At 28.8% G+C, this 24287-nt stretch carries 18 protein-coding genes and 1 pseudogene; 16 read left to right on the plus strand and 3 right to left on the minus strand.

The annotated features are described in order from the left end of the window. Positions 1-31: 31 nt before the first annotated feature. From ACMHJW_RS11745 to ACMHJW_RS11795, 11 genes and pseudogenes are all read left to right on the plus strand, one after another. On the plus strand, positions 32-493 hold the full coding sequence (locus ACMHJW_RS11745) for a MarR family winged helix-turn-helix transcriptional regulator (RefSeq protein WP_413533608.1): 462 nt from the start codon (positions 32-34) through the stop codon (positions 491-493). After that, entirely contained in the window at positions 477-2876 is a 2400-nt protein-coding gene (locus tag ACMHJW_RS11750) for a 3-hydroxyacyl-CoA dehydrogenase/enoyl-CoA hydratase family protein (protein ID WP_413533609.1), read from the plus strand. Before ACMHJW_RS11745 ends, ACMHJW_RS11750 begins: the two co-directional genes overlap by 17 nt. A gap of 36 nt (positions 2877-2912) precedes the next feature. Continuing rightward, the gene (locus tag ACMHJW_RS11755) at positions 2913-3272 is read left to right on the plus strand and encodes a four helix bundle protein (RefSeq protein ID WP_413533610.1); all 360 of its coding nucleotides are present in this window, start codon (positions 2913-2915) and stop codon (positions 3270-3272) included. 35 nt (positions 3273-3307) lie between these two features. Next, positions 3308-4489, plus strand: coding sequence for a thiolase family protein (locus tag ACMHJW_RS11760; protein WP_413533611.1), 1182 nt, complete (start codon positions 3308-3310; stop codon positions 4487-4489). Between the two features lie 90 nt (positions 4490-4579). Beyond that, positions 4580-6382: an acyl-CoA dehydrogenase family protein gene (locus ACMHJW_RS11765; RefSeq protein WP_413533612.1), complete on the plus strand. Its 1803-nt coding sequence runs from the start codon at positions 4580-4582 to the stop codon at positions 6380-6382. Between the two features lie 497 nt (positions 6383-6879). Beyond that, positions 6880-7560 (plus strand): SIR2 family NAD-dependent protein deacylase, encoded by a 681-nt coding sequence (locus tag ACMHJW_RS11770; RefSeq protein ID WP_413533613.1) that lies wholly within the window; start codon positions 6880-6882, stop codon positions 7558-7560. A gap of 736 nt (positions 7561-8296) precedes the next feature. After that, positions 8297-8686: a hypothetical protein gene (locus tag ACMHJW_RS11775; protein ID WP_413533614.1), complete on the plus strand. Its 390-nt coding sequence runs from the start codon at positions 8297-8299 to the stop codon at positions 8684-8686. A 12-nt stretch (positions 8687-8698) separates the two neighbouring features. Further along, a pseudogene (locus ACMHJW_RS11780) lies at positions 8699-9043 on the plus strand (GLPGLI family protein); the annotation flags it as partial. 40 nt (positions 9044-9083) lie between these two features. Next, a complete protein-coding gene (locus ACMHJW_RS11785; RefSeq protein ID WP_413533615.1) occupies positions 9084-9815 on the plus strand; it encodes a GLPGLI family protein in 732 nt (243 codons plus the stop codon). A gap of 609 nt (positions 9816-10424) precedes the next feature. Further along, positions 10425-11096 carry a helix-turn-helix domain-containing protein gene (locus ACMHJW_RS11790; RefSeq protein WP_413533616.1) on the plus strand — a complete coding sequence of 224 codons (672 nt, stop codon included), beginning with the start codon at positions 10425-10427 and terminating at the stop codon, positions 11094-11096. Between the two features lie 349 nt (positions 11097-11445). Next, positions 11446-12366, plus strand: coding sequence for a helix-turn-helix transcriptional regulator (locus tag ACMHJW_RS11795; protein WP_413533617.1), 921 nt, complete (start codon positions 11446-11448; stop codon positions 12364-12366). Positions 12367-12368: 2 nt separating this feature from the next. On the opposite strand, the gene ACMHJW_RS11800 is transcribed toward ACMHJW_RS11795, so the two are convergent. From ACMHJW_RS11800 to ACMHJW_RS11810, 3 genes are read right to left on the minus strand one after another with little or no spacing between them, the layout of a single operon-like run. Continuing rightward, positions 12369-13373 carry an ABC transporter substrate-binding protein gene (locus tag ACMHJW_RS11800; RefSeq protein WP_413533618.1) on the minus strand — a complete coding sequence of 335 codons (1005 nt, stop codon included), beginning with the start codon at positions 13371-13373 and terminating at the stop codon, positions 12369-12371. Positions 13374-13384: 11 nt separating this feature from the next. Next, the gene (locus ACMHJW_RS11805) at positions 13385-14143 is read right to left on the minus strand and encodes an ABC transporter ATP-binding protein (RefSeq protein ID WP_413533619.1); all 759 of its coding nucleotides are present in this window, start codon (positions 14141-14143) and stop codon (positions 13385-13387) included. A gap of 6 nt (positions 14144-14149) precedes the next feature. Continuing rightward, positions 14150-15187, minus strand: coding sequence for a FecCD family ABC transporter permease (locus ACMHJW_RS11810; RefSeq protein ID WP_413533620.1), 1038 nt, complete (start codon positions 15185-15187; stop codon positions 14150-14152). 240 nt (positions 15188-15427) lie between these two features. Here ACMHJW_RS11810 and ACMHJW_RS11815 point away from each other — a divergent pair, with 240 nt between their 5' ends. The 5 genes from ACMHJW_RS11815 to ACMHJW_RS11835 all read left to right on the plus strand — a co-directional run bounded on the left by ACMHJW_RS11815 (position 15428) and on the right by ACMHJW_RS11835 (position 24060). Continuing rightward, positions 15428-17572: a TonB-dependent receptor gene (locus ACMHJW_RS11815; RefSeq protein WP_413533621.1), complete on the plus strand. Its 2145-nt coding sequence runs from the start codon at positions 15428-15430 to the stop codon at positions 17570-17572. A 20-nt stretch (positions 17573-17592) separates the two neighbouring features. Beyond that, complete coding sequence (locus ACMHJW_RS11820; RefSeq protein ID WP_413533622.1) at positions 17593-18858, plus strand: hypothetical protein; 1266 nt, start codon at positions 17593-17595, stop codon at positions 18856-18858. An 87-nt stretch (positions 18859-18945) separates the two neighbouring features. Next, positions 18946-20700, plus strand: coding sequence for an ABC transporter ATP-binding protein (locus tag ACMHJW_RS11825; RefSeq protein ID WP_413533623.1), 1755 nt, complete (start codon positions 18946-18948; stop codon positions 20698-20700). 13 nt (positions 20701-20713) lie between these two features. Beyond that, positions 20714-22462 (plus strand): ABC transporter ATP-binding protein, encoded by a 1749-nt coding sequence (locus ACMHJW_RS11830; RefSeq protein WP_413533624.1) that lies wholly within the window; start codon positions 20714-20716, stop codon positions 22460-22462. 122 nt (positions 22463-22584) lie between these two features. Further along, a complete protein-coding gene (locus tag ACMHJW_RS11835; RefSeq protein WP_413533625.1) occupies positions 22585-24060 on the plus strand; it encodes a serine hydrolase in 1476 nt (491 codons plus the stop codon). The last annotated feature ends 227 nt before the right edge of the window (positions 24061-24287 follow it).

The following is a 24287-nucleotide window of genomic DNA, read 5'->3' on the forward strand; positions in this document are numbered from 1 at the left end:
AATATTATATTTGTTAGACATACACTAAAATATGTTAAGAGAAGATTTAACGATAGATTATTTATTACGTTCAACATGGCTATCTGTTCAGAAAATGTATAATGAGCAAGCAGGTGCTTACGATTCTACAATGGTGTATGCTTTTACATTATTATCTATAGATCCAAAAGGAGGTACGCCGAGTACTTCATTAGGACCAAAAATGGGAATAGAACCAACAAGTTTGTCAAGAACTTTAAAAAATCTAGAAACAAGAAATTTTATCGTTCGAAAACCAAATCCAGAAGATGGAAGAAGTGTGTTAATCACTTTAACAGAAGAAGGGTTAAGAATGAGAGATATTTCAAAACACTTTGTTTTACAATTTAATGAATCAATTAATAATCATATTGAACCAGAGAAAATGCAAGTTTTCTTAGAGGTGATTTATAAAATAAACCAATTAATATCGGACAAAAAAATATTTAAAAACAATTATGAGAAGACACGTTAAACACGTAACCGTATTAGGATCAGGAGTAATGGGGTCTGGTATTGCATGTCATTTTGCAAATATCGGAGTCGAAGTCTTGATGCTAGATATGGTTCCTCGCGAGCTTACACCACAAGAGCAAGCGAAAGGACTTACTTTAGACAGTAAAGTAGTTCGTAACAGAACTGCTCAAACTCACTTAGATGCAGCTTTAAAAAGCAATCCTTCACCAATTTATGACAAAGCATTTGCTTCTCGTATAACTGTAGGGAATTTTGATGATGATTTCGAAAAGATTAAAAATTCAGATTGGATAATAGAAGTTGTCATTGAAAGACTAGATATTAAACAATCAATTTTCGAACGTGTAGATAATTTCCGTAAACCAGGAACTTTAGTAACTTCTAATACTTCTGGTATTCCAATTCATCTAATGGCTGAAGGTCGTTCAGAAGATTTTCAAAAACATTTCTGCGGAACGCATTTCTTCAATCCTCCACGTTACTTAAAGTTATTCGAAATTATTCCAACACCTCAAACAGATAAATCTGTTGTCGAGTTTTTCCAAAACTATTCATCTTTATTTTTAGGTAAAACACCAGTTTTATGTAAAGATACTCCAGGTTTTATCGGGAATAGAGTTGGTGTTTATTCGATGGCGAAAGTAATGGAATTAGCACAGGAAATTGGGTTAACAATAGAAGAAGTTGATACTTTAACAGGTTCTATTTTAGGTCGACCAAAAACAGGAACATTCAAATTAGGAGATTTAGTTGGTTTGGATACAGCATACAATGTAACGAAAGGTTTACAACAAAATGCTCCAAATGATGAAATGATTCAAGGTTTGAAAGATTCTAAGTTTTTGGATTTCTTGATTGAAAATAAATTCTTAGGTGATAAAACGAAAAAAGGATTTTATTATAAAGAACTTGATAAAGACGGAAACTTAAATCGTTTTGCTTTAGATTTAGATACATTAGAATATCGTCCAATGAATCGTGCTAAAGTTACAGCTGTAGAAACTGCTAAGAATGCAGGTTCTATGCGTAATAAATTAGGCATTTTATTGAAAGATTCTGGTAAAGCAGGTCAATTAATCCGTAAACATTTTGCATCTTTATTTGCATATGTTTCGCAACGTGTCCCAGAAATTACGGACGTTCTTTATCCAATAGATGATGCTTTGAAAACAGGTTACGCATGGAAAACAGGTCCATTCGAAGCTTGGGATTTAGTTGGATTACAAAACGGAATTCAATTAGTAGAATCTGAAGGATTCAAAGTGGCTGATTGGGTAAAAGAATTGGCCGCAACTGGTGCAGATTCTTTTTATAAAATAGAAAATGGGAAGAAATTATTCTATAATCAAAATACAAAACAATTCGAATTAATTCCAGGTCAAGATGCATTCATTATTTTGAATAATATCAGAAAAACGAATGAAATTTGGTCAAACCAAGAAACATCTATCCAAGATTTAGGAGATGGAATCATTAATATTGAGTTCCGTTCAAAAATGAATTCTTTAGGTGGAGGAGTTTTACAAGGAATTAATAAAGGAATTGAATTAGCCGAAAAAGATTATCGTGGAGTTGTAATTGGTAACCAAGGAAGTAATTTTTCTGTTGGAGCTAATTTAGCAATGATCATGATGATGGCTGCTGAGCAAGATTGGTGGGAATTGAACATGGCAATTAAAATGTTCCAAGATACAATGATGCGTGTTCGTTATTCATCAATTCCAGTTGTTGTTGCTCCTCACGGAATGACACTTGGTGGAGGTTGTGAAATGTCTATGCATGCAGATAAAATTGTAGCTGCTGCCGAAACTTACATTGGTTTGGTTGAAGTTGGAGTTGGATTAATCCCAGGTGGAGGAGGTTCAAAAGAATTTGCTCGCCGTGCAACAGAATTTGCTTTGAAAGATGATGTAAAAGTTAATCATTTACGTGATAACTTTATGAATATCGCAACAGCTAAAGTAGCAACATCTGCATATGAAGCGAAAAATATGGGAATTATTCGTGAACAAGATATTGTAGTAGTCAATGCTGAACGTCAAATTGCCGAAGCGAAGAAACATGCAATTATTATGGCAGAAGCAGGTTATACACAACCAATTCCTCGTAAAGTAGAAGTTTTAGGGAAAGAAGCGATGGGAATGTTCTATGTAGGAACAGATTCTATGGTTGCTGGACATTTTGCTTCGGATCATGATCGTTTAATTGCGAATAAATTAGGATATGTTATGACAGGTGGTAATTTATCTGAATCAGCTCATGTTTCAGAACAATACTTGTTAGACTTAGAGCGCGAAACATTCTTATCTCTTTGTGGAGAAAGAAAAACTTTAGAGCGTATTCAACATATGTTAAAAACAGGTAAACCTTTGCGCAATTAAAATTGTAGTATTGAGATTTTAGATATTAGTATTGAGATGCATAAACTTGAGGATTTGATAATTTGGAAAAAAGCGATTGAGCTGACGAAAGAAGTTTACTTGATTTGTTTAGAATTACCTCGAGACGAAAAATTTGGTTTAATAAGCCAAATTAAAAGAGCAGCAATTTCAATTCCTTCAAATATTGCTGAAGGAGCTGGTAGAAACTCAAATAAAGAATTCGTTCATTTTTTATCTATAGCCAATGGTTCTTCTTATGAATTAATGACTCAATTATTTTTAGGAATAGAACTACAATTATTGAAAAAGGATAAAGTAGAGCACGTTATTTTATTATTAAATGAAATTCAAAAAATGAATTATGTATTTCAACAAAAATTAAAATCTAATATCTAACATCTAAAATCTAACATCTAAATTTTTAAAATAAAATGAAACAAGCATATATAGTTACAGGATATAGAACAGCTGTAGGAAAAGCGCCAAAAGGGACATTACGTTTTACGCGTCCAGATGAAATGGCAGCTACAGTAATCAAGCGTTTAATGCAAGATTATCCAACTTTAGATCCAGCACGTATAGACGATTTAATCGTAGGATGTGCAATGCCAGAAGCAGAACAAGGATTAAATATGGCACGTCTTATCTCATTAATGGGATTGGATACAGATAAAGTTCCTGGAGTTACAGTTAACCGTTACTGTGCATCAGGATCAGAAGCAATTGCATTAGCAGCTGCAAAAATTAGAACAGGAATGGCAGAATGTATCATTGCAGGTGGTGCAGAATCGATGTCATATATTCCAATGGGAGGATATAAACCAATTCCAGAAACAGATTTAGCAAAAGATCACCCAGATTATTATTGGGGAATGGGATTAACAGCTGAAGAAGTTGCAAAAGAATTTAATATCTCAAGAGAAGATCAAGATTTATTTGCATTCAATTCACATCAAAAAGCATTAAAAGCAAATGCAGAAGGAAAATTTGCATCTCAAATTGTTCCTTTAGATGTTGAATATAGTTTCTTGGATGATAATGAAAAAGTTCAAACGAAGAAAATCGATTTCAAAGTTGATGAAGGACCTCGTGCAGATACTTCAGTACAAGGTTTGGCAAAATTACGTCCTGTTTTTGCACAAGGAGGATCGGTTACTGCAGGTAACTCTTCTCAAATGTCAGACGGAGCAGCTTTCGTAATGGTGATGTCAGAAGATATGGTAAAAGAATTAGGTCTTGAGCCAGTTGCTCGTTTAGCAGCATATTCAACAGTAGGTTTAGCACCTCGTATTATGGGAATGGGACCTATGTTTGCAATTCCAAAAGCATTGGAACAAGCAGGAATGAAATTAGAAGATATTCAGTTAATAGAATTGAATGAAGCATTCGCTTCTCAATCAGTTGCGGTTATGCGCGAATTGAATCTTAATCCTGATATTGTCAATGTAAATGGAGGAGCAATTGCTTTAGGGCATCCACTTGGATGTTCAGGAACAAAATTAACAGTCCAATTGTTACACGAAATGGAAGCGCGTAAAGCGAAATATGGAATGGTAACAATGTGTGTTGGTACTGGACAAGGAGCAGCTTCAATTTTCGAATATTTAAAATAATGCGGTAGGAGAGTTGGTAATGATCTTTTTCTGATCCGGCTCTTCTTTTTATAAAAGATATAAAATAACAACCATAAAATAATTACAAGAATGTCTACAAATCCAAATAGATTAATCGGAGGTCAATATTTAATCAAAGATGCCTCTTACAATGATATTTTCACTTACGAAGATTTATCAGAAGAACAACAAATGATTTTGCAATCTGCAAAAGAATTTATCGATAAAGAAGTAGTTCCTAAAAAACATCAAATTGAGAAAAAAGATTATGCGTTAATCGAAGAATTAATGCGTAAAATTGGTGAATTAGGATTATTAGGAATTTCTGTTCCAGAAGAATATGGCGGAATGGGAATGGGATTCGTTACAACAATGTTGGTTTGTGATTATATTTCTGGAGCAACAGGATCGTTAGCAACTGCTTTCGGAGCGCATACAGGAATTGGAACAATGCCAATTTTATTGTACGGAACAGAAGAACAAAAACAAAAATATTTACCAAAATTAGCAACAGGAGAATGGTTTGCTTCTTATTGTTTAACTGAGCCAGAAGCAGGTTCTGATGCAAATTCAGGAAAAACAAAAGCTGTTTTATCAGAAGACGGTAAAGAATATATTATCACAGGACAAAAAATGTGGATAACGAATGCAGGATTTGCAGATTTATTCATTGTTTTTGCTCGTATCGATGATGATAAAAATATTACAGGTTTTATTGTAGAAAAAGATAAAGCTGGTGCAGGCTTCTCATTAGGAGAAGAAGAAGATAAATTAGGAATTGTTTCTTCATCAACGCGTCAAGTATTTTTCAATGAAGTAAGAGTTCCTGTTGAAAATCTTTTAGGAGAAAGAAACGGAGGATTCAAAATTGCGATGAATGCTTTGAATGTTGGTCGTATCAAATTAGGAGCAGCTTGTTTAGATGCACAACGTCGTATTTTAGATTATTCTTTACAATATTCTTCAGAACGTAAACAATTCAATACATCAATCAATACTTTTGGAGCAATCAAAGAGAAATTAGCAGATATGGCTGTTTCTGCATTTACTTCAGAAGCTGGTGCTTACCGTGCAGCGAAAGATGTACAAGATGCGATTGAAGATAACATGGCAAAAGGAATGCCTCATAACGAAGCAGAACTAAAAGGTATTGAAGAATATGCAATCGAAGCTTCTATCTTGAAAGTTTGGATTTCTGATGCAGCTCAAGACGCAGCTGATCAAGGAATTCAGATTTATGGAGGAATGGGATATTCAAAAGAAATGCCAATGGAAGCAGCTTGGAGAGATGCTCGTATTTCTAGAATTTACGAAGGAACAAACGAAATTAATACATTATTATGTGTATCAATGTTAGTGAAACGTGCATTCAAAGGAAAATTAGATTTAATGTCGCCAGCGATGAATGTTGCAAACGAATTAATGTCAATTCCATCATTTGATGTTCCAGATTATTCAGAATTATTCGCACAAGAAAAAGAAATCATCGCTAATCTTAAAAAAGCGTTCTTTATGGTTGCAGGTTCTGCATTACAAAAATTTGGAGCAGAATTAGAAAAACATCAACAATTGATTATTGCAGCTTCTCGTATTATGCAAGAAATTTATATGGTTGAATCAGCAATGTTACGTGCAGAAAAAATTGCAAATGTAAAAGGAGCTGATGCAGCGAAAAATGCAGAAAAATTAGTTCAATTACAATTATTCAAATCTGTAGAAGTTGTTAAAACAGAAGCTACTCGTGGTATCGTTTCTTTCACAGAAGGAGATGAACAACGTATGATGTTATCTGGTTTAAGAAGATTTACACGTTATAACGAATATCCAAACGTAGTGAACTTAAAAACTCAAATAGCAGATCTATTGATCAAAGAAAATAAATACACTTTCTAGGTATATTTTTATTACAAATTATTTAAAGCAGTCAATTTATTGGCTGCTTTTTGTTTTTAACATATTGAAACATAATTTGGTATGTCGTTTGATAACTTCTAAAATAAGTACTAGTCTTTTTATGTAAGTTAGTTGAGTTTTCATGGTACTTAAGTTTTAGTAGAGAAAGGCCTCAGTTGTTCCCAATTGAGGTTTTTTTTTTGCTTTATAATTAAAGTTTATTCATTAAAAATAAGGTTGTTAAGTTGTTATTTCCATGTAGAATCGTTTCTAAAAAGAAGGATTTAGACTAACTTTAATTCAAATTAATAAAGCACTAAAACAATTTTTATGATAACAAATGCAGCAATTCTTACATTAACCATGTTTGCAACATTTAGTATAATGTGTTTGGTTAAGTTAACAGAATTAAAAAAGTTGAAATAACTTAAAAACTCCATTTTATAAATGGAGTTTTTTTAGTTTAAAGTTATATTTACTTCAATTAATAAATTGAAATGAAAAAGAAGTTAGTCATTTTAACAGGAGCTGGAATAAGTGCCGAAAGTGGAATATCAACCTTTCGAGATGCAAATGGATTGTGGGAAAATCATGATATTATGGAAGTCGCTTCTATTGATGGTTATTTGAGAAATCCAGAATTGGTTCAAGAATTTTACAATCAAAGACGAAAACAATTGTTCGATGTTGGGCCAAACTCAGCGCATTTTTTTCTGAAAGAATTAGAACAAGATTTTGAAGTTTCGATTATTACTCAAAATGTAGATGATTTACATGAAAGAGCGGGCTCTTCTAAAGTGATTCATTTGCATGGTGAATTAAGAAAAGCAAGAAGCGAAAAAGATGAAAAACTAATTCTTGATTGGAATAATGATATTAAGATTGGAGATTTAGCCAAAGATGGGAATCAACTTCGTCCGCATATTGTGTGGTTTGGCGAAATGGTTCCAGAAATAGAAAACGCAATTGATGAGGTTTTAACCGCAGATATTTTAGTAATTATTGGAACATCGATGCAAGTTTATCCAGCAGCTTCACTCAAAGATTATGCAAAACCAAATGTTCCTATAATTTATGTCGATCCATCAGAAACTTACACAAATTCATCCATTACACATATCAAGAAAAAAGCAACAGAATCTATCGAAGAGTTAAAAACTATTTTGAGTAATTTTTAATTTTTTATGTTTTATTAGTATAAGGGATTTATTTCGTCAATATAAATTTGAATCAATACATTTAATAGTAAACAAAAGATTGATTTGATTTTTTTATAAAAGATACGATTTATTGCTTATTTCTGGCTGATTTGAGTAGATCCATTCAACGCAAAAATGCGGTTTTCAGAGCGTTTTCAAATACAATATCATTTATCCAAAACGGCACTTACACAAAATCAATGTTTTAGCTTGAAATTTATTGGTAGATAATAACAATTATGTTAAGTAGTATAATTATTATTTAAAATCACTAAGACTATTATTATTCTGATATTTACCTTTTCTAAAATTACCTGCATTTTGGCCTTTATTTGGCTCTTCAAGTTTATTTTTATTAGATATTTGACTATCAGATATGTAGTTGTTATTTAAATTATGATGAACATTATTATTACAACTAATAATTAAAATTGAAATAGATATTAATAAAAGAAATTTCATAGTTTGGTTTATTTGTTGGCAAAAGTAAAAGATTAAATCTATATGTAAAATACTTTATTTTTTTATATTCTAGAATATCAATTGGTTATTATTAAAATTTAAGACTATGTTAGTTATTAGCACAAGAGAATTTAGAGAGCGCCAAGGCAAGTATTTAAAAATACTTATATAGGTTTATTTTCTATTTTTAATACATCGTTTTTTTTAAAAAGTTCTATATTTAATGAATTGATTAACAATTAATAAAAAACATATGTTAAATAAACTATTAATTTTAGCTACAATTTTTATAACCTCAAATTTATTCGCTCAAATATATAGGCTTGAATATAAATTTGAAGATAATATACCAATGGTTGGTAATACAATTTATAATGCATCCTTAGATTATAATACAAAAACTAAAGAAAGTATATATACTGTTTTTAAAAAAAATAAAAAAACAGAACTCTCAACTCAAAATAATGCGATCATGTTGGATGATGAAACTATAGACAATGTTATTATTTATAATAATTTCAAGGATTCATTAACAATAACTCAAGATCAAGTTGATATAGAAATGCTTTTATTTAAAGAAAAAACACCTAAAATAAAATGGAATTTAACTAAAGATACTAAGATAAAAAATAATCTAAATTAAAAAAAAGCTACTGCTTCATTTAGAGGAAGAAATTATGAAGTCTGGTATACTTTAGATATTCCTATTAGTGTAGGTCCATGGAAATTAAATGGTTTACCAGGTGCTATAGTAGAAGCAAAAGAAGATATAAATAGATACTACTGGGAGTTAGTTAAATTTAGTAAAATTGATAAAAAAAATTTCAATAATCCTCTGAAAAATTCTTCATATAAAGAATATGATATAAAAGATTATCCTAAACTTAAATTTGTTACTCCAGAAAGAATAAAGGCTAAATTAAGAAAAATAGATAGTAATTTTCAATTTCCTGAACCTGAAAGAGATGATATAGAATTGAAATTTGAATGGGAAAAATAGTTTCTTAAATTTTTAGTAAATTATCTATTTAATAAATATAATGAAAAAAATACTTTCTTTATTTACAATATTATTTGTTGTAACTACGCATTGTCAAGAAAAATTATATATAGAATATGAGTTCAGAAATGAATTTGATATTTCAAATGTAAAAGACTCTAAAAACAAAGAACTTTATAAAAATAGTAATGATAATAGGTTATATTTTGAATTATTAAGTTCTCAAAATGAATCTATTTTTAAGAGATTAGAAAAAGTTGATAATTCTCAAAACAGAACAGGTACTTCTATTTCTTTCACTAGTGGTCCTGGTGGAATTTTTTATAAAAATTTTATAAATAAATTGACTATTTCAGAAATTAACTATAATGGTAAAAATTTATTGATAAATGATTCTATAAAAATTAAAAACTGGATATTAGAAAAAGATAGAAATGAAATTTTAGGTTTTGAAGTAAAAAAAGCAACGGTTAAAGTTTCTGAAAATTCTTATGTAGAAGCATGGTATGCACCTAAATTAGTTATGAGAAACGGACCTTCAAATTACGATGGATTACCTGGTATTATTTTAAAATTAATTATTAGTAATAAAGAAGGGAATCAAGTAAATAAAGAAATATATTTAGCTACAGAGGTGAAATTAAATGATAAAATTAAAATAATACAACCTACAAAAGGAAAACAAATAAATAAATCAGATTTTGATAAATTAGTTGAAGAAGATAATAGAAAATTTAATGAAACCTTCATGAAATCTATTGAGGTAGAATGATAACAACCTATTTTTAAAAATATATAACATCTTTTACGTAAAATAGAAATATAAAGTCTCCCAAATGGAGGCTTTATATATTATAGAATATCAAATTATATAAGTAAAATGAAAGTACTATAACAATTGGAGAAGAAGCAATGGGACGTTATTATATATAATGGTTTAAACCACTAGAATATATACAAAACTTATAAATTTAATTTTCTTAAACACAAATATGATGTTTGCATATCCAATCTTATTTCGTTATTCACGAAGATTGTCGAAATGTCCAAAGAATCTTTTTGTAATTTTTTACTTGACTAAAAAGTAACCAAAAAGTCAATGCTGTAAAACCCTCAACTAATAATGCTCTCATTTTACTAAAGATTTTTTTGTATAAAAACAATTCTAGTTTAGTAACATTTGAAATTTATAAAATCTTTTACATACATCCTCTTGCCATTATGTAGCCTTTATCCTGCCTTTATGTATGGAGTATCTAGTAAGTATATGTAGATGAAATATAAATAATTAATTTTCTATAAAAAAATCTACCGTTCTATATTAACTAAGAAAAATTAGCATTCTTTTCTTATTTTAGCAAAGGTTCAAAAATATTGACTGTTGTTATTCAAGATTCACTATTATCAACCAAGTTCCAAATTGTTAGATGTAATTTCAGCAAACTATATGTCCAAATTAAAGCAAATAAGAGAACAACAAAATTTAACACAAAAGGAAGTTTCTGAAAAATCGAAAATTTCGATTAGAACTATTCAACGAATCGAATCAGGAACGGAACCAAAAGGACATACTTTGAAAGCTCTTTCCCAAGCTTTAAATGTTCCAGAAAATGAATTGATAACTAAATTGGATGAAAATTCTTTCGAAGAGAATTTTCAACAAACAATTGAAAATTTAGAGAATAAAGAATCCGAGAATAAAGAGAAAGAAAACGAATATGAAATAGATTTTCAGAAAGTAAAACTTATCAATCTTTCATCGATTTTGTTTATCATTTTTCCTCCGCTAAATAGTTTAGTTCCGTACATTTTATTTCGTATTCTAAAACAGAATAATCATTTGACTAAACAAATTGTTTCATTACAAATTTTTTGGACAATCTCAAGTGCGATTGTTTTCATGTTGGGAGTTTTACTAAAACTTGGGAATTCGTTCACTTTAATTATTTTAGTTCTAATTGTTCTGTCAAATATTTATCTCATTCTGCGAAATCTTGCTGAAATTGACAGAAAAAAGAAACTTTATTACAAGTTGAATTTCAATATGATATAATTCTGTCGCATAATTGTCATCTTTTTGTCGGTTTTATTTTTTGCTATTTAACTGTTCAGAAAATAATCTACAGAAAATTAAATCAAAGACAAACAAAATCAATTTCAAAATTTATTAAGTGAAGATTTCAAATTTTATCATGATAAAAACCGAAATTTTTACACTTTATAAAAATGGTATTTTATATGGAGTTGTGAAAAATGGAGAACATAAGTTTTCTGAATAGCGAGAAAGTCAAGCCAGAATTGCTAAATCTTTTACGAAATAATTTTTGAATATTTATATTATTTAGAATTATTATAAATAATATAAATTCTATACTTTTGCCTCATTATACTAATTTTATTATATGTCTTTTAGAGAAATTATCATTGATGCAAAAAGTAATGAAAATTTAAATTTTGTAGATGGAAGCTTACAGATTATTGAAACTGATGGTTTATCTATAGATTATGCATGTTTAGAATATTCATCTATTCAGAAAAAAGAATTAAAGAAAAAGGAAGAACACATCGAATTATTTTTCATGCTGCAAGGTGCTCACAAATATTATACATCAAACCAAACAATTGTTAGTACAACTATAGGTAAATATGGCTTTTTTCATTTACCAGAAATTGATGGTAATTTTGATTTTGTTCCTTTCGAAAAACGTTATCATTCTCTTGGCATAGAATTTTCATTAAAATATCTTGAAGATTTATTTAATAATGATTTAGATATTTTAGGAAAATTTGGACAATCACTTTATTCCAAAGATCAATCTTTTTTTGCTGATAACATTACAATTCCTCAAAATGCAAAATGGATAATCAATGAAATTTTACAAAATCCTTATGATGGTATTTATAAAAAAATATATTTAGAAAGTAAAATAAATGAACTTCTTTTAATTGTTTTAACCTCCAAAAAAGAAGATATTTCAGAAAAAATATGTTCAGATATATTTAATAAAAATGATATTGAAAAACTATATTACATAAAAGATATCATTTCTAAAAACATTGAAAACCCACATTCTCTAAAAAGTTTATCGCGTATTTCTGGTTTAAATGAATTTAAACTAAAAAAAGGATTCAAAGAATTGTTTAACTGTACTGTTTACCAATATATTTTTCAAGAAAAAATGGAACTAGGAAGAAAAATGATTTTAGAGAATCAACAAAGCATAACAGAAATAGCAACTAATATTGGTTACAAAAATGCGACGCACTTTACTTCAGCTTTTAAAAAACATTACAATATTCTTCCTAGTCAGTTGAGAAAATAGACTTAGTTTTTCTTGTATATTTCGTTATATAATTTCTCTAATGTATCAAAATGTCTTGGTCCATAATCTAAAAAATCATCATAATTAACAGTTATAATTTTTTTATTTTTTATTGCAGATATATCTTTTATCAGAGGATCATTATACATTACTTTTTCTATTTCTTCTTGAGGAACAAAAGCACGATCTGTCGTAATATTTATAATAATATCGGGATTTACACTTACTAAATGTTCGAATGTATTATCATTAGAAAATCCTTGTATAGCGGGTTTTAAATTTAATTTACTAATTAAATCATATTGCAAACCATCTGATACAACTGGAGCGCTATATCTTTTTTTATTAATATCCATTGAATATATTGCTAATACAGTATAAGGCTTTTCTACATTTTTTACACTTTTGACTTTTTCTAAAATATTATCATATTTTTTCTGTAATTGATCAGCGTAAGCGTTTGCTTTATCTTCAACATTAAGAATTTTTCCTAAATTTTTTACATCCTCTATAATTGTTAATAAAGTAGGTGAATTATGATTAATACTTGCTCTTTGAGAATAAACTGGAATTCCTAATTGATTGTAACTATCTATGGTTCCTTGAAAAGCTTCATTAAGTCCTCTACCTGATCCAATAAAAATATCTGGTTGATAACTTGCTATAATTTCTTTATTGGTTTTCATTTTATCGCCAATAACCGTCAATTGGCTCAGTTCATTTTTCCACTTTCCATTTGGTTGATTATCCAATTGTAAAATACCAACTATCTTATCTTTCAAGCCTAATTCTAATAAAATTTCTGTACATGAAAGATTATTTACGACAATTCGTTCTGGAACTTTATCTAGTTTTTGAGGAAATACTTTTCCATCCATATCATACGAATCAAATTCTTGATGAAAATTAGTTTGAGTTGTAGATGTTTCAATTTTTTGTTTTTTGTCACATGCAGAAAACAATATAATTCCTAAAGAGAAAGTAATTATGTAACTTATTTTTTTCATTTTATACTATTTTAATAATAACTAATACATATATTTTGTGTTGTAGGATGACGAAAAACTTCGCAGTCTACTTCGTACACATCTTGAATAATTTCTTTTGTTAAAACTTCATCAATTAAACCATGATAAACTATTTTACCTTTCTTTATAAAATAAATATAATCGCAATATTTAGCTGCTAAAGACAAATCATGTAAAGCTGTAAGTACTGTAACATTCATACTTTTTATTGTTGAAAGAACTTCCATTTGATATTTTATATCTAAATGATTACTTGGTTCATCCAATATCATAACATCAGCTTCCTGAGCAATAGCTCTCGCTAAAGCTAATCGTTGTTTTTCTCCTCCAGATAATGCTGTAATTTTTTTCTCTTTCAAAGAAATTAAACCTGTTTTTTCTAATGCATTAAGAACAATTTTTTTGTCATAATCAGTATCTTTTTGTAAATACTTTTTATGAGGAATTCTTGCTGTTTGTACAACTTCTTCTACAGTAAAATCAAATGCAAATAATTGAAATTGACTAACAACAGATAATTGTTTAGCAAGCTCTTTTGAAGAAAATGATTTTATTGGTTGATTATCAATACGAATTTCTCCTTCAATCGGTTTTAAAACTCGATAAACAGATTTTAATAATGTAGATTTTCCACTTCCGTTTGGACCAAGTAAAGCAACAAATTGTTTCGATTTTACATGAAGATCAATTGATTGAAGAATATTAATTCCAGCTAAATCAACTTTTAATTGATCAATTTGTATTTCCATCTGAAATTAATTAGAATATGAATAATTTTTCTTAATCATAATGTATGCAAAAAATATTGCTCCTATTAATGATGTAAATATTCCTATAGGAAATTCTTTGAATCCCATTAATGAACGAGAGACAGTATCAGCTATCATCATGAATATTGCGCCTAATAAACATGAAATAGGTATTAAATATTTATGATTTGATCCAAAAATAGCTCTTCCTATATGCGGAACAATTAATCCTACAAAACCAATAATACCAGTTTTAGAAACAAGAAAACCTACAATTAAGGAAACAATAATAATATAGATTGTTCTTAATAAATGTACATTCAATCCTAATGTTATTGCAATTTCATCTCCTTGTAAAAAAGCATTTAACTGCCTGTATTGCGACCAAAAAAATATAAAACTTAATAAAACCAAAACTAATGGCATTGTAAGATCATTCCATTGTATAGAGCTTAATGATCCCATTGTCCAAAAAGATATACGAGTAATTGTATCTTGATTTCCTAAAAGTGCAACCAAAAAATTTGCAATTGCTTGGAATGCTGCATTAACAATCATACCAGATAAAATTAATTTTGTAGTTGATATTTTGGATTTATAAGAGGATAGAAATAATACCGATAATGAAGCTGTTAAAGCTCCTAAAAAAGCGGATAATTCTATTGCTAAATTATTATTTAAAAATGGGATCCAAGTTCCAACCATTATAAATACTACTGCTCCTAAATATCCTCCAGATGAAACTCCTATTATAAAAGGATCTGCCAAGGGATTTTGTACCATAGCTTGCATTACTACTCCACATAAAGATAATCCCACTCCAACAATCATTGCCATAAATATTCTAGGAAATCGTAGTTGCCAAAGAATATTCATTTGTACATCACTTATTGTTTGTTCATTGTTTATTAACTTTAACCAAAGTAACTCATATACTTTTTCATAAGGAATTTTTACAGCCCCCAAACTGACTGAAAAACCGAAAACCAACAATAAAATTATTCCTAAAATAGTACACCAAATAGGAAATTTTAATCTTTTCAAAAACATTTTTTCTATCTTCTACAAAGTAAAATTTGCATTTTAAATATTTCACTTTTATAACTTGCAAGCAAAGGTATTAATCCAATTCACTTATTTTTATTTAGCCTAAATAATAATCCTTTTAACGTCACTTATAATCCTTTTAACGTCAGTGATGGATTTACAATGTGTCTACTTTTGCTGAGTCAAATTCGATATAGAATTTTACAATTATTAATCTAATTAACACAGAGAAAAGTAATGAACAAGTTTTTTTTACTTGCTGTTGTTTTTGCTTCTTCACCACTTTATAGTCAAGAAGATTCTCTTAAATTATATCAATTAGGAGAAGTCATTTTAGAAAAAACTAATCTTAGTGAAAAAGTTAGCAAACAACCAATAAGAGCTAATGTCTTAGACATGAAAAATCTAAGAGATCAATCTTCTTCTGTTATCGATCTTATGAATCGTACAACTGGAGTAAGAGTAAAACAGGATGGAGGTTTAGGTACGCGAGCAAATATTATTCTGAATGGATTTCAAGGAAATTCTATTAAATATTTTAGAGATGGTATTCCTATGGATTGTTTAGGAAATGCTTTCAACTTTTCTATAGTTCCTCCAAATAGTATTGATAGAATAGAAATATATAAAGGTATTGTCCCTGTAGAATTAGGAACAGATGCACTTGGAGGAGCTGTAAATATTGTAACAAGAGTTCCCGAAAAATCTAATTCAGTAGATTTATCTTATCAAATTGGTTCATTTAACACGCATAGATTTACGGCTAATTTATATAATAGGAACGATAAAAATGATTGGTACAATGGTCTTAATTTTTTCTATAATTATTCGGATAATGACTATAAAGTTGATGTTCCTGTAAATGATCCTGAAACTGCAAATTCTAAAATAGAAACACATCGTTTATTTCATAATAAATTTAATAATGCATTTGGAGAAGTATACACAGGTTTAAGAAATAAAACTTGGGCAGACGATATTCGTTTCACTGTAACAGTATTTACATTAAGCAAGGATCGTAATTATGGATTAACAATGAACTATCCTTTTGGAGCTGTATCAACAGAAATGTATTCTATAATTCCTACTTTACGTTATCAAAAGAAATTTTTAAACAATCGATTAAAATTTGATCAATTTTTTGTTTACAATAATTTGCATACAAAATTTACTGACATTGCAAAAGGATATTATGATTGGTATGGTCAATTTAATGAAGTAGCTGCTAGAAACGGAGAATCAACAATGAATGGTAGTTTACAGAAACTAAAATTTTCAAATTTTGTTTCGAGAACAAATCTTAATTATGCATTAAATGATTATTCATCTTTAGAATTAAATTCAACTTATTCATCAACTAATCGTACTGGTTCTGATCCTTATGGAGATAAATTTCCTATTTCTGGCTTAGACTTATTATCTGCAAAAAATAAATATAAAAAATGGGTTTTAGGATTAGGATATAGAATAAATCTTCTTGATGGAAAATTAGTAAATGATTTAGCTGCTAAATATTATACACTGAATACTGAAGGAATTGAAGCTTCTAGAATTTCTGATACTGAAGGAAGTCGTAAAAAAAGCATTAATAAATGGGGAGCTTCTGAAGCTTTAAAATTTCAATTCAACCAAAATTTATTTGCTCGCCTTTCTGGAGAAGTTGCAGTAAGATTACCTGAACAAGAAGAGTTTTTTGGAGATGGAAATTTCATCAATAGTAATTTTTCTTTAAATCCAGAAAAAAGTTATAATGTAAATTTTGGTGTTAACTACAGCAAAAAAAATAAGTTTTCTTATGAAGCTAACTTATTTTTTAGAAGAACACAAGATATGATTTTATTAGTAAGTACTGGAATTTATGGAAACTATTTAAATGTAAGTAAAGTTCAAGGGCTAGGAGTTGAAATGGATGCTTCATACCATTTCTTAAGTTGGTTAGAAATTAAAGGAAATTTCACTTACCAAGATTTCAGGTTAATAGATCAAAAAGATCCTACTTACGAAGGTTCTCGCTTAAGAAATACACCTTACTTCTTTGCTAATCTAAGTGCATATACTCACTTTAAAAATGTTATCAAAAAAGGAGATCAATTTAGTTTTTATTGGAATTATGGATTCGTAAGAGAATATTACTTAGACTATATTCCTAAAGCATATGAACCAAAAGGTTTTTTAGGATTAACTGGTTCTCCAAAAATAAATGTTGATGCTTATACGATTCCTAGTCAAAACTTACATTCTGCTGGTTTTTCTTGGAAACCATCAAAAACATTAGGATTTGGAGTAGAAGCTCGAAATATTTTTAACTCAAAAATATATGATAACTATCGTATACAAAATGAAGGATTTAATATCCATTTAAAACTAAATGTATCATTATAAAAATAATATAAACTATAAATATGAAAACAAATAAATTTCTGAAATTAGGTAAAATTTCAGCTTTCGTTTTAGCTGGATTATTAACACTTTCATCATGTTCAAGTTCAGATGATGATGGTGGTTCTACAATAGTTCCTGAAACAAAAACAAACGACTATGTACTACTTACTGGAGATTTAAGTGCTAGTCCTTATGTTGGATACCTTTCTGCATTTTCAGCTTTACCAGAAGGCAATTTTTCAAATATAAAAGAAGGTTCTCTTTCTGTAAAAGCAAACGGAATTAAATATTACGGCAAATGGATTTTTCAACGTTTACAATTAGGTAGAGTTCAATCTACTGATGATGGTATTTTACGTTATTCTTTGGATGCGAAAGGAAATTTAATTCAAGATGGAGAAATTAAAGGAATGTCTTCTAATTTCTATGTTCATAATGAAACAACAGGATTCTATGCTGATACAAATAGAGGTTTAATGAAATTACAAATTTTCAACCCTTCTACAATGCAACGTACAGGAGAAATTGACTTAACATCTCTTTCTACAACAGAATATGGTCCATACCAAGCTGTAGGAACTCATTTTATTGCTACAAAAAATGGAAAACTGTATGCTGATATTGTATATGGATCTCTAGCTGGAAAAGGAAGTTTTTCTATCGATGATCCAAGAGGATTTGTTGATATTGCTGTAATTGATATTGCTACTTTAAAATACGAAAAAACTATTCGTGATACAAGAATCAATTATGTAGGATATCCAGGAAATGCTAATCAAATGTGGGCTATGGGAGATGACGGAGCACTATACATTTGTTCTCATGGATTTGGAAAAACAGGAGGTACAAATACATCTGCAATTGTTCGTATAAAAGCTAATGAAACAGATTTTGATAAAAATTGGATTATTAAAGCAAGTGATTATTCTTCAAATTCTTCTATAAGTACTGTTGCTGTAAAAGATGGTAAACTTTATACTTCTTGGGGATCAAAAGCACTTACATTTACTGGTTTAACAGGAGATGCTATTTATGATTATTACTCATTTGACAAAGAAAATATTGCAGCTGGACCACAAAAAATTGCAAACATTCCTTCTACAACTTATTCATTCCAAAATGCTCAAAATATTACTACAATAGATAACAAAGTATACTTTAGAGTAGTGAATGGAAATGGTAACAATGGATACTATGTTTTAGATGGAACTAATTCTGCTAAACAAGCTTTCAACATCACATCTGGAGGTGTAGTTTGGGGATTAGCTAAGCTAAAACAAAACTAATTTTTTATTCAAAAAATTATCTTAATTAATTGTATCGGTGTATATCAAAAGTGTACACCGATTTTATTATCTTAAAAATTATAAAATATGAAACAAACAAAAACGCTATGGTTGATTATTTCTCCTATTAGAAATAAAATCAATTGGGCCATGTTTCTTTCTAGTGTTTCTTCTTTTTCTATTGTACTTAATTTAGTCTTTCTTAGCTATTTAATTGATGCTCTTTTTTCTAATAACAGAGAAAATATTTTATATTATTTCTTAGGTATGCTACTTTGTACAACTTTCGGATATTTCTTTCGATTAAAGGCATTTGATGTTTCTCATTATGCTGCATTCAAATTAGAAGCTCTTTTAAGAAAAAAAATTGCAAAACATTTAGCTATTCTACCATTAGGATATATTACCGAGCATGGTTCTGGAGCCTTAACAAAAGTTTTAAACGAAGATGTTCGTCAACTACATGGTTTTGCTGCAGATAGTACACCATTATATGCCAGAACTTATGCATTTCCTGTTTTTACTTTAATTGCTCTTTTCTGGTTCGATTATCGTATTGCTTTAATATGCTTAACTATTTTAATTGTTGGTCTTAGCTTACTTACATTCATAATGAAGAATAGCGCTGAAGTTTCTAGAGAATTCAACAAAGGTCGAGAAGCTATTAATGCATCGGTTATAGAATATGTACAAGCAATGCCTGTTGTTAGAGTATTTGATGGAGGAAAATCTTCTTTTTCTAAATTTGATACTGCATTAAAAAATTTTTTAGGTATTATAACAAAATGGTATAAGCAAAATGGTTTAGGCGCTAAATTGTCTATGCTTATCTTAAATCCTTTACCTACATTTATTATCCTCCTTGTTGTTGGGACATATTGGTATACAAATAATCAAATTAGCTTTTTAGGATTAGTTTCTGCTTTGTTGTTAGGAACTGGAATGATGGAATCTATACTTCCTTATAGAACTTTAATGAATATTATTCTTCGATCTGAAATTAGTGCAAAAAGAATTGATGAATTATTAAATGTAGAACCATTAACAGAAACAACAAAAGAAAATAGCTTACCTCAAGATGCAAGCATAACTTTCGAAAATGTTTCTTTTACATATTCTGGTCGAGAAGAAAAAGCTTTAGATACCATTAATTTTACAGTTCTCCCAAAAACATTTACAGCAATTACAGGATCTTCTGGAGCAGGAAAATCAACAATAGCTAGATTAATTCCTCGCTTTTGGGATATACAAGAAGGTGTAATAAAAATTGGACAACAAGATATCCGTGATTTAAAATCTGATGTATTACTTAATCATCTTTCATTTGTTTTTCAAGATAGCTTCATTTTTTCTGATACTATTGCTAATAACATTAAAATGGGAAATAATACTGCAACAATGGATGAAGTTATTGAAGCAGCAAAATCAGCTCAAATACATGATGAAATAATGAGTTTACCTCTTGGATATGATACTTTTTTACAAGAAAGAGCAAATAATTTTTCAGGTGGTCAAAAACAACGATTAGCAATTGCTCGAGCTATTTTAAGAGATAAACCAATTCTTGTTTTAGATGAAGCAACATCATTTTCTGATACCGAAAATGAATATCAATTAATGAAAGCTTTCAAAAATTTAATGAAAGATAAAACCGTTCTTATGATTGCTCATAGACTAGAAACGATTAAAAATGCAGATCAAATTATTGTAGTAGAAAAAGGAAAAATTATAGAAAAAGGAAATCATCAAGATTTAATTGATATAAACGGGAAATATACTGCCATGTGGGAATCTTATAAACAGGCTAGAAGTTGGCATATCAAAGCTTCTCATTCATCATAAAAATTAAAAAATCATGTTAAATATTCTTCCAGATATAAAAATTTTTATACAAATACTTAATGCAATTGGTCCATTAAAAACACGACTTAAAAAATCCTTAGCATTCATTGCATTATCATCTATTACTCAAGGATTCGCCTATACTTGTTTTTTTCCTCTATTTATTTCATTAGGAAAAAAAGATTTCGAAAATGCGATGCAATGGGTTCTCATTGCGTTCATATTTGTTATTATCAGTTCTATTCTAAGATGGATTGGTCAAAATTATGATTACAATGGTTATTCATCATTAGCTCAGTATGAATTAAGAAAAAAACTTGGAAACAAATTCAGAGAAATTCCATTAGAAGAACTAAATAAAAAACGCTCAGGTCAATGGGGAGCTATTATCAGTAATAATGTTGACGAATTAACTCTTTTTATTCTTACCATTGGTTCTGTCCTAATGTATGGAGTTTTAACTCCATTAACTGTTAGTATAACTGCTTTATTTTTTGATTGGAAAATTGCATTAGTTATGTTAATCATTTTTCCTTCTATCATACCTTTTTACAGATGGAGAAAACCTGCATTTGATAGAGGAATGAAATATCTAAATGAAGTTCATGCTGAATTAAATTCAGAATCGATAGAATACATACAAGGCTTAGGTATTTTAAAAGCAACGAATGAAGCTGATAAAATTATTGAACGACTAAGTAAAACAATTGATAAAGTAGAACAAGTACAAGCTTATGGACATGAAAAAGGAGCTAAGCCAAACTTATTAATTGCTTCTATTCTAGAAACAGGAATTTTACTGACATTAGGAATAGGAATTTGTTTAGTACTTTTTGATAATAGCGAAGCTATGATTATGATTGCTATTATGATTATTGTAATTCGTTTTTCTGAACTAATTTCTAGTTTTGTTCCTATGACAATGTTTTTTAGTCTTATTGAAGATGGAGTAAAAAAAATGAACGAAATGTTTGCTATAAAATCTTTACAAGAACCAGAAATAGCAACTATAAGCGATAATAATGATATTACATTTTCTAATGTAAATTTCAATTATAATGGATCTGAGCAATTAGCTCTAAATAATATAAATCTTCATATCCCAGAAAAATCTATTGTTGCTTTTGTTGGTCCTTCTGGATCAGGAAAAACGACTATAACTAGAATGGTTATGCGTTATGCAGATGTCACACAAGGTAATATAACCATCGGTGGACAAAACATTAAAGAGTATAAAACAAAAGATTTACTGAATAAAATTTCAGTTGTTTTTCAAGAAGTTTACTTATTTGATGATACGATCGAAAATAACATAAGAATGGCTAAAACTAATGCCACAAAAGAAGAAATTATAGAAGTTGCTAAAAGAGCTCAATGTCATGATTTTATTATGCAATTACCAAAAGGCTATGATACACATTTAGGAGAAATGGGCAATAGTTTATCTGGTGGCGAAAAACAACGTATTTCTATTGCTAGAGCTTTATTAAAAGATAGTCCTATTATTATTTTAGATGAACCGACTTCATCATTAGATTCTTTAAGTGAATTGGCTATTCAAAAAGCAATTGATGAATTGGTAAAAGAAAAAATTGTTTTAGTTATAGCTCATCGTTTATCAACAATTATAGGTGCTGATAAAATTTGTGTGATGGAAAATGGAAAAATCATTGAAGAAGGAAAACATCAAGATTTATTAAATAAAAAAGAAAAATATTTCCAACTATGGAATGCTGAAAGTAAATTAGAAGAATTAAAATAATCACTTATAATGTATTGAATTTTAATATGATATAATTCTGTCGTGTAATTGTCACGTTTTTGTCGGGTTTATTTTTTGCTATTCAATTGTTCAAAAAATAATCTTTACAGAAAATTAAATCAATGAGAAACAAAATTATTTTTAGCTTTCTTTTAGTTGTTATTTCAATAAATAAGAACTTTGCACAAATTCAAACAAAAACGCTTTATCAAACAATTTTTGTACAAGATAGTTTGCTTTTCGAAGTTGGTTTTAATCATTGTGAAATCGATCAATTTCAAAATTTATTAAGTGAAGATTTTAAATTTTATCATGATAAAGATGGAATTTCTGATAAAGAAAAATTCATTCTCGATTTAAGAAAAGGAATTTGTAATAAGGTTGAAAATCGTCAAGTAAAAAGAACTTTATTAAAAGAAAAGACCGAAATCTTTCCACTTTATAAAAATGGAATTTTATATGGAATTGTACAAAATGGGGAACATAAGTTTTCTGAACAGCGAGAAAGTCAAGCCGGAATTGCTAAATTCAGTAATGTTTGGAAACTCGAAAATGGAAATTGGAAGTTGAGAGAATCATTTAGTTTCGATCATCAACCTTTTTCAGAAGAACAACAAATTGCAAAAATTTTTGAAAACGATTCTACAATCGAAAATTGGTTGTCCGAAAATAAAATAAAAACGCTTGGGCTTGGAATTATAAGAAACGGAAAACTAAAGCAAGTGAAAGTTTTTGGAGCGATTTCTAATGGAAATTCTGCGCCTTTCAATACAATTTTTAATGTAGCTTCTCTTACGAAACCAATTACAGCAATGGTTGCATTGAAATTAGTAAGTCTTGGGAAATGGAATTTAGATGAACCGATTTATACATTTTTTACTGATCCTGATGTTTCAAATGATTCAAGAAATAAACTACTTACAACAAGATTAATTCTGAGTCATCAAACAGGTTTTCCAAACTGGCGAAGCGATATAGAAAGTGGTAAATTAGAATTTCTTTTCACGCCAGGAACAAAATATAGTTATTCAGGCGAAGGTTTTGAGTATTTGAGAAAAGCTTTGGAGAAGAAATTTAAAAAAACACTAGAAAAATTAGCCGAAGAGTTGGTTTTTGTTCCTTTAAAAATGAATGATACCGATTATGTTTGGACAAAAAATACAGATGAATCGAGATTTGCAATTGGCTACGATGAAAATGGAAATCTTTATGAAGTCATAAAAAATGGAAAAGTAAATGCAGCTGATGATTTACATACAACGATAGAAGATTATGGAAAGTTTCTTGTTTATATAATGAATGGAGGAGGGCTTTCAGAGAATGTCTATCAAGAGATGATTAAAAAACAAGTGAAAACAAAAGAGAATAAATATTTTGGATTAGGGTTTGAATTGTATGATCTAGAAAATGGAGAGATTGCAGTTTCTCACGGAGGTTCAGATTTAGGATCACAATGTATTACTTTTATATTTCCAAAAACAAAAGATGGAATCCTAATTTTCACGAATTCAACAGTAGGTTATAAAGTTTTTAATCCTCTTTTAATTCATTATTTAGGTGAGAAAGGAAAAAAACTAATTGAAATCGAAGAAAATTAGGTACTATATAATAATATGGATATTTCTAAAAACAGATTTAACCAATCAAATATAGCATTGATAAAATACGCAAAACAGATAATAGAGAGATATAAATCCTCTTTTCTTCAGAAAACATCTCCCATTTTCCCATTATATAAATGTACATTTTCGCTTTAAAAATGCCTATAAAAGGACTTGAATAAAAAAGTTTAAAAAATATTTTGCGTTATACCAGTAAGTTAGGT

Origin of the sequence: Empedobacter brevis (assembly GCF_965118635.1) — a bacterium.
GTDB lineage: Bacteria > Bacteroidota > Bacteroidia > Flavobacteriales > Weeksellaceae > Empedobacter > Empedobacter brevis_A.

What these genes read in the sequence shown, in the direction of transcription:
- ACMHJW_RS11765 (WP_413533612.1), top strand. Translation starts at nt 4,580, where the DNA reads ATGTCTACAAATCCAAATAGATTAATCGGAGGTCAATATTTAATCAAA.
- ACMHJW_RS11815 (WP_413533621.1), top strand. Translation starts at nt 15,428, where the DNA reads ATGAACAAGTTTTTTTTACTTGCTGTTGTTTTTGCTTCTTCACCACTT.
- ACMHJW_RS11770 (WP_413533613.1), top strand. Translation starts at nt 6,880, where the DNA reads ATGAAAAAGAAGTTAGTCATTTTAACAGGAGCTGGAATAAGTGCCGAA.
- ACMHJW_RS11835 (WP_413533625.1), top strand. Translation starts at nt 22,585, where the DNA reads ATGAGAAACAAAATTATTTTTAGCTTTCTTTTAGTTGTTATTTCAATA.
- ACMHJW_RS11795 (WP_413533617.1), top strand. Translation starts at nt 11,446, where the DNA reads ATGTCTTTTAGAGAAATTATCATTGATGCAAAAAGTAATGAAAATTTA.
- ACMHJW_RS11760 (WP_413533611.1), top strand. Translation starts at nt 3,308, where the DNA reads ATGAAACAAGCATATATAGTTACAGGATATAGAACAGCTGTAGGAAAA.
- ACMHJW_RS11825 (WP_413533623.1), top strand. Translation starts at nt 18,946, where the DNA reads ATGAAACAAACAAAAACGCTATGGTTGATTATTTCTCCTATTAGAAAT.
- ACMHJW_RS11755 (WP_413533610.1), top strand. Translation starts at nt 2,913, where the DNA reads ATGCATAAACTTGAGGATTTGATAATTTGGAAAAAAGCGATTGAGCTG.
- ACMHJW_RS11750 (WP_413533609.1), top strand. Translation starts at nt 477, where the DNA reads ATGAGAAGACACGTTAAACACGTAACCGTATTAGGATCAGGAGTAATG.
- ACMHJW_RS11785 (WP_413533615.1), top strand. Translation starts at nt 9,084, where the DNA reads ATGAAAAAAATACTTTCTTTATTTACAATATTATTTGTTGTAACTACG.
- ACMHJW_RS11775 (WP_413533614.1), top strand. Translation starts at nt 8,297, where the DNA reads ATGTTAAATAAACTATTAATTTTAGCTACAATTTTTATAACCTCAAAT.
- ACMHJW_RS11800 (WP_413533618.1), bottom strand. Translation starts at nt 13,373, where the DNA reads ATGAAAAAAATAAGTTACATAATTACTTTCTCTTTAGGAATTATATTG.
- ACMHJW_RS11830 (WP_413533624.1), top strand. Translation starts at nt 20,714, where the DNA reads ATGTTAAATATTCTTCCAGATATAAAAATTTTTATACAAATACTTAAT.
- ACMHJW_RS11820 (WP_413533622.1), top strand. Translation starts at nt 17,593, where the DNA reads ATGAAAACAAATAAATTTCTGAAATTAGGTAAAATTTCAGCTTTCGTT.
- ACMHJW_RS11805 (WP_413533619.1), bottom strand. Translation starts at nt 14,143, where the DNA reads ATGGAAATACAAATTGATCAATTAAAAGTTGATTTAGCTGGAATTAAT.
- ACMHJW_RS11745 (WP_413533608.1), top strand. Translation starts at nt 32, where the DNA reads ATGTTAAGAGAAGATTTAACGATAGATTATTTATTACGTTCAACATGG.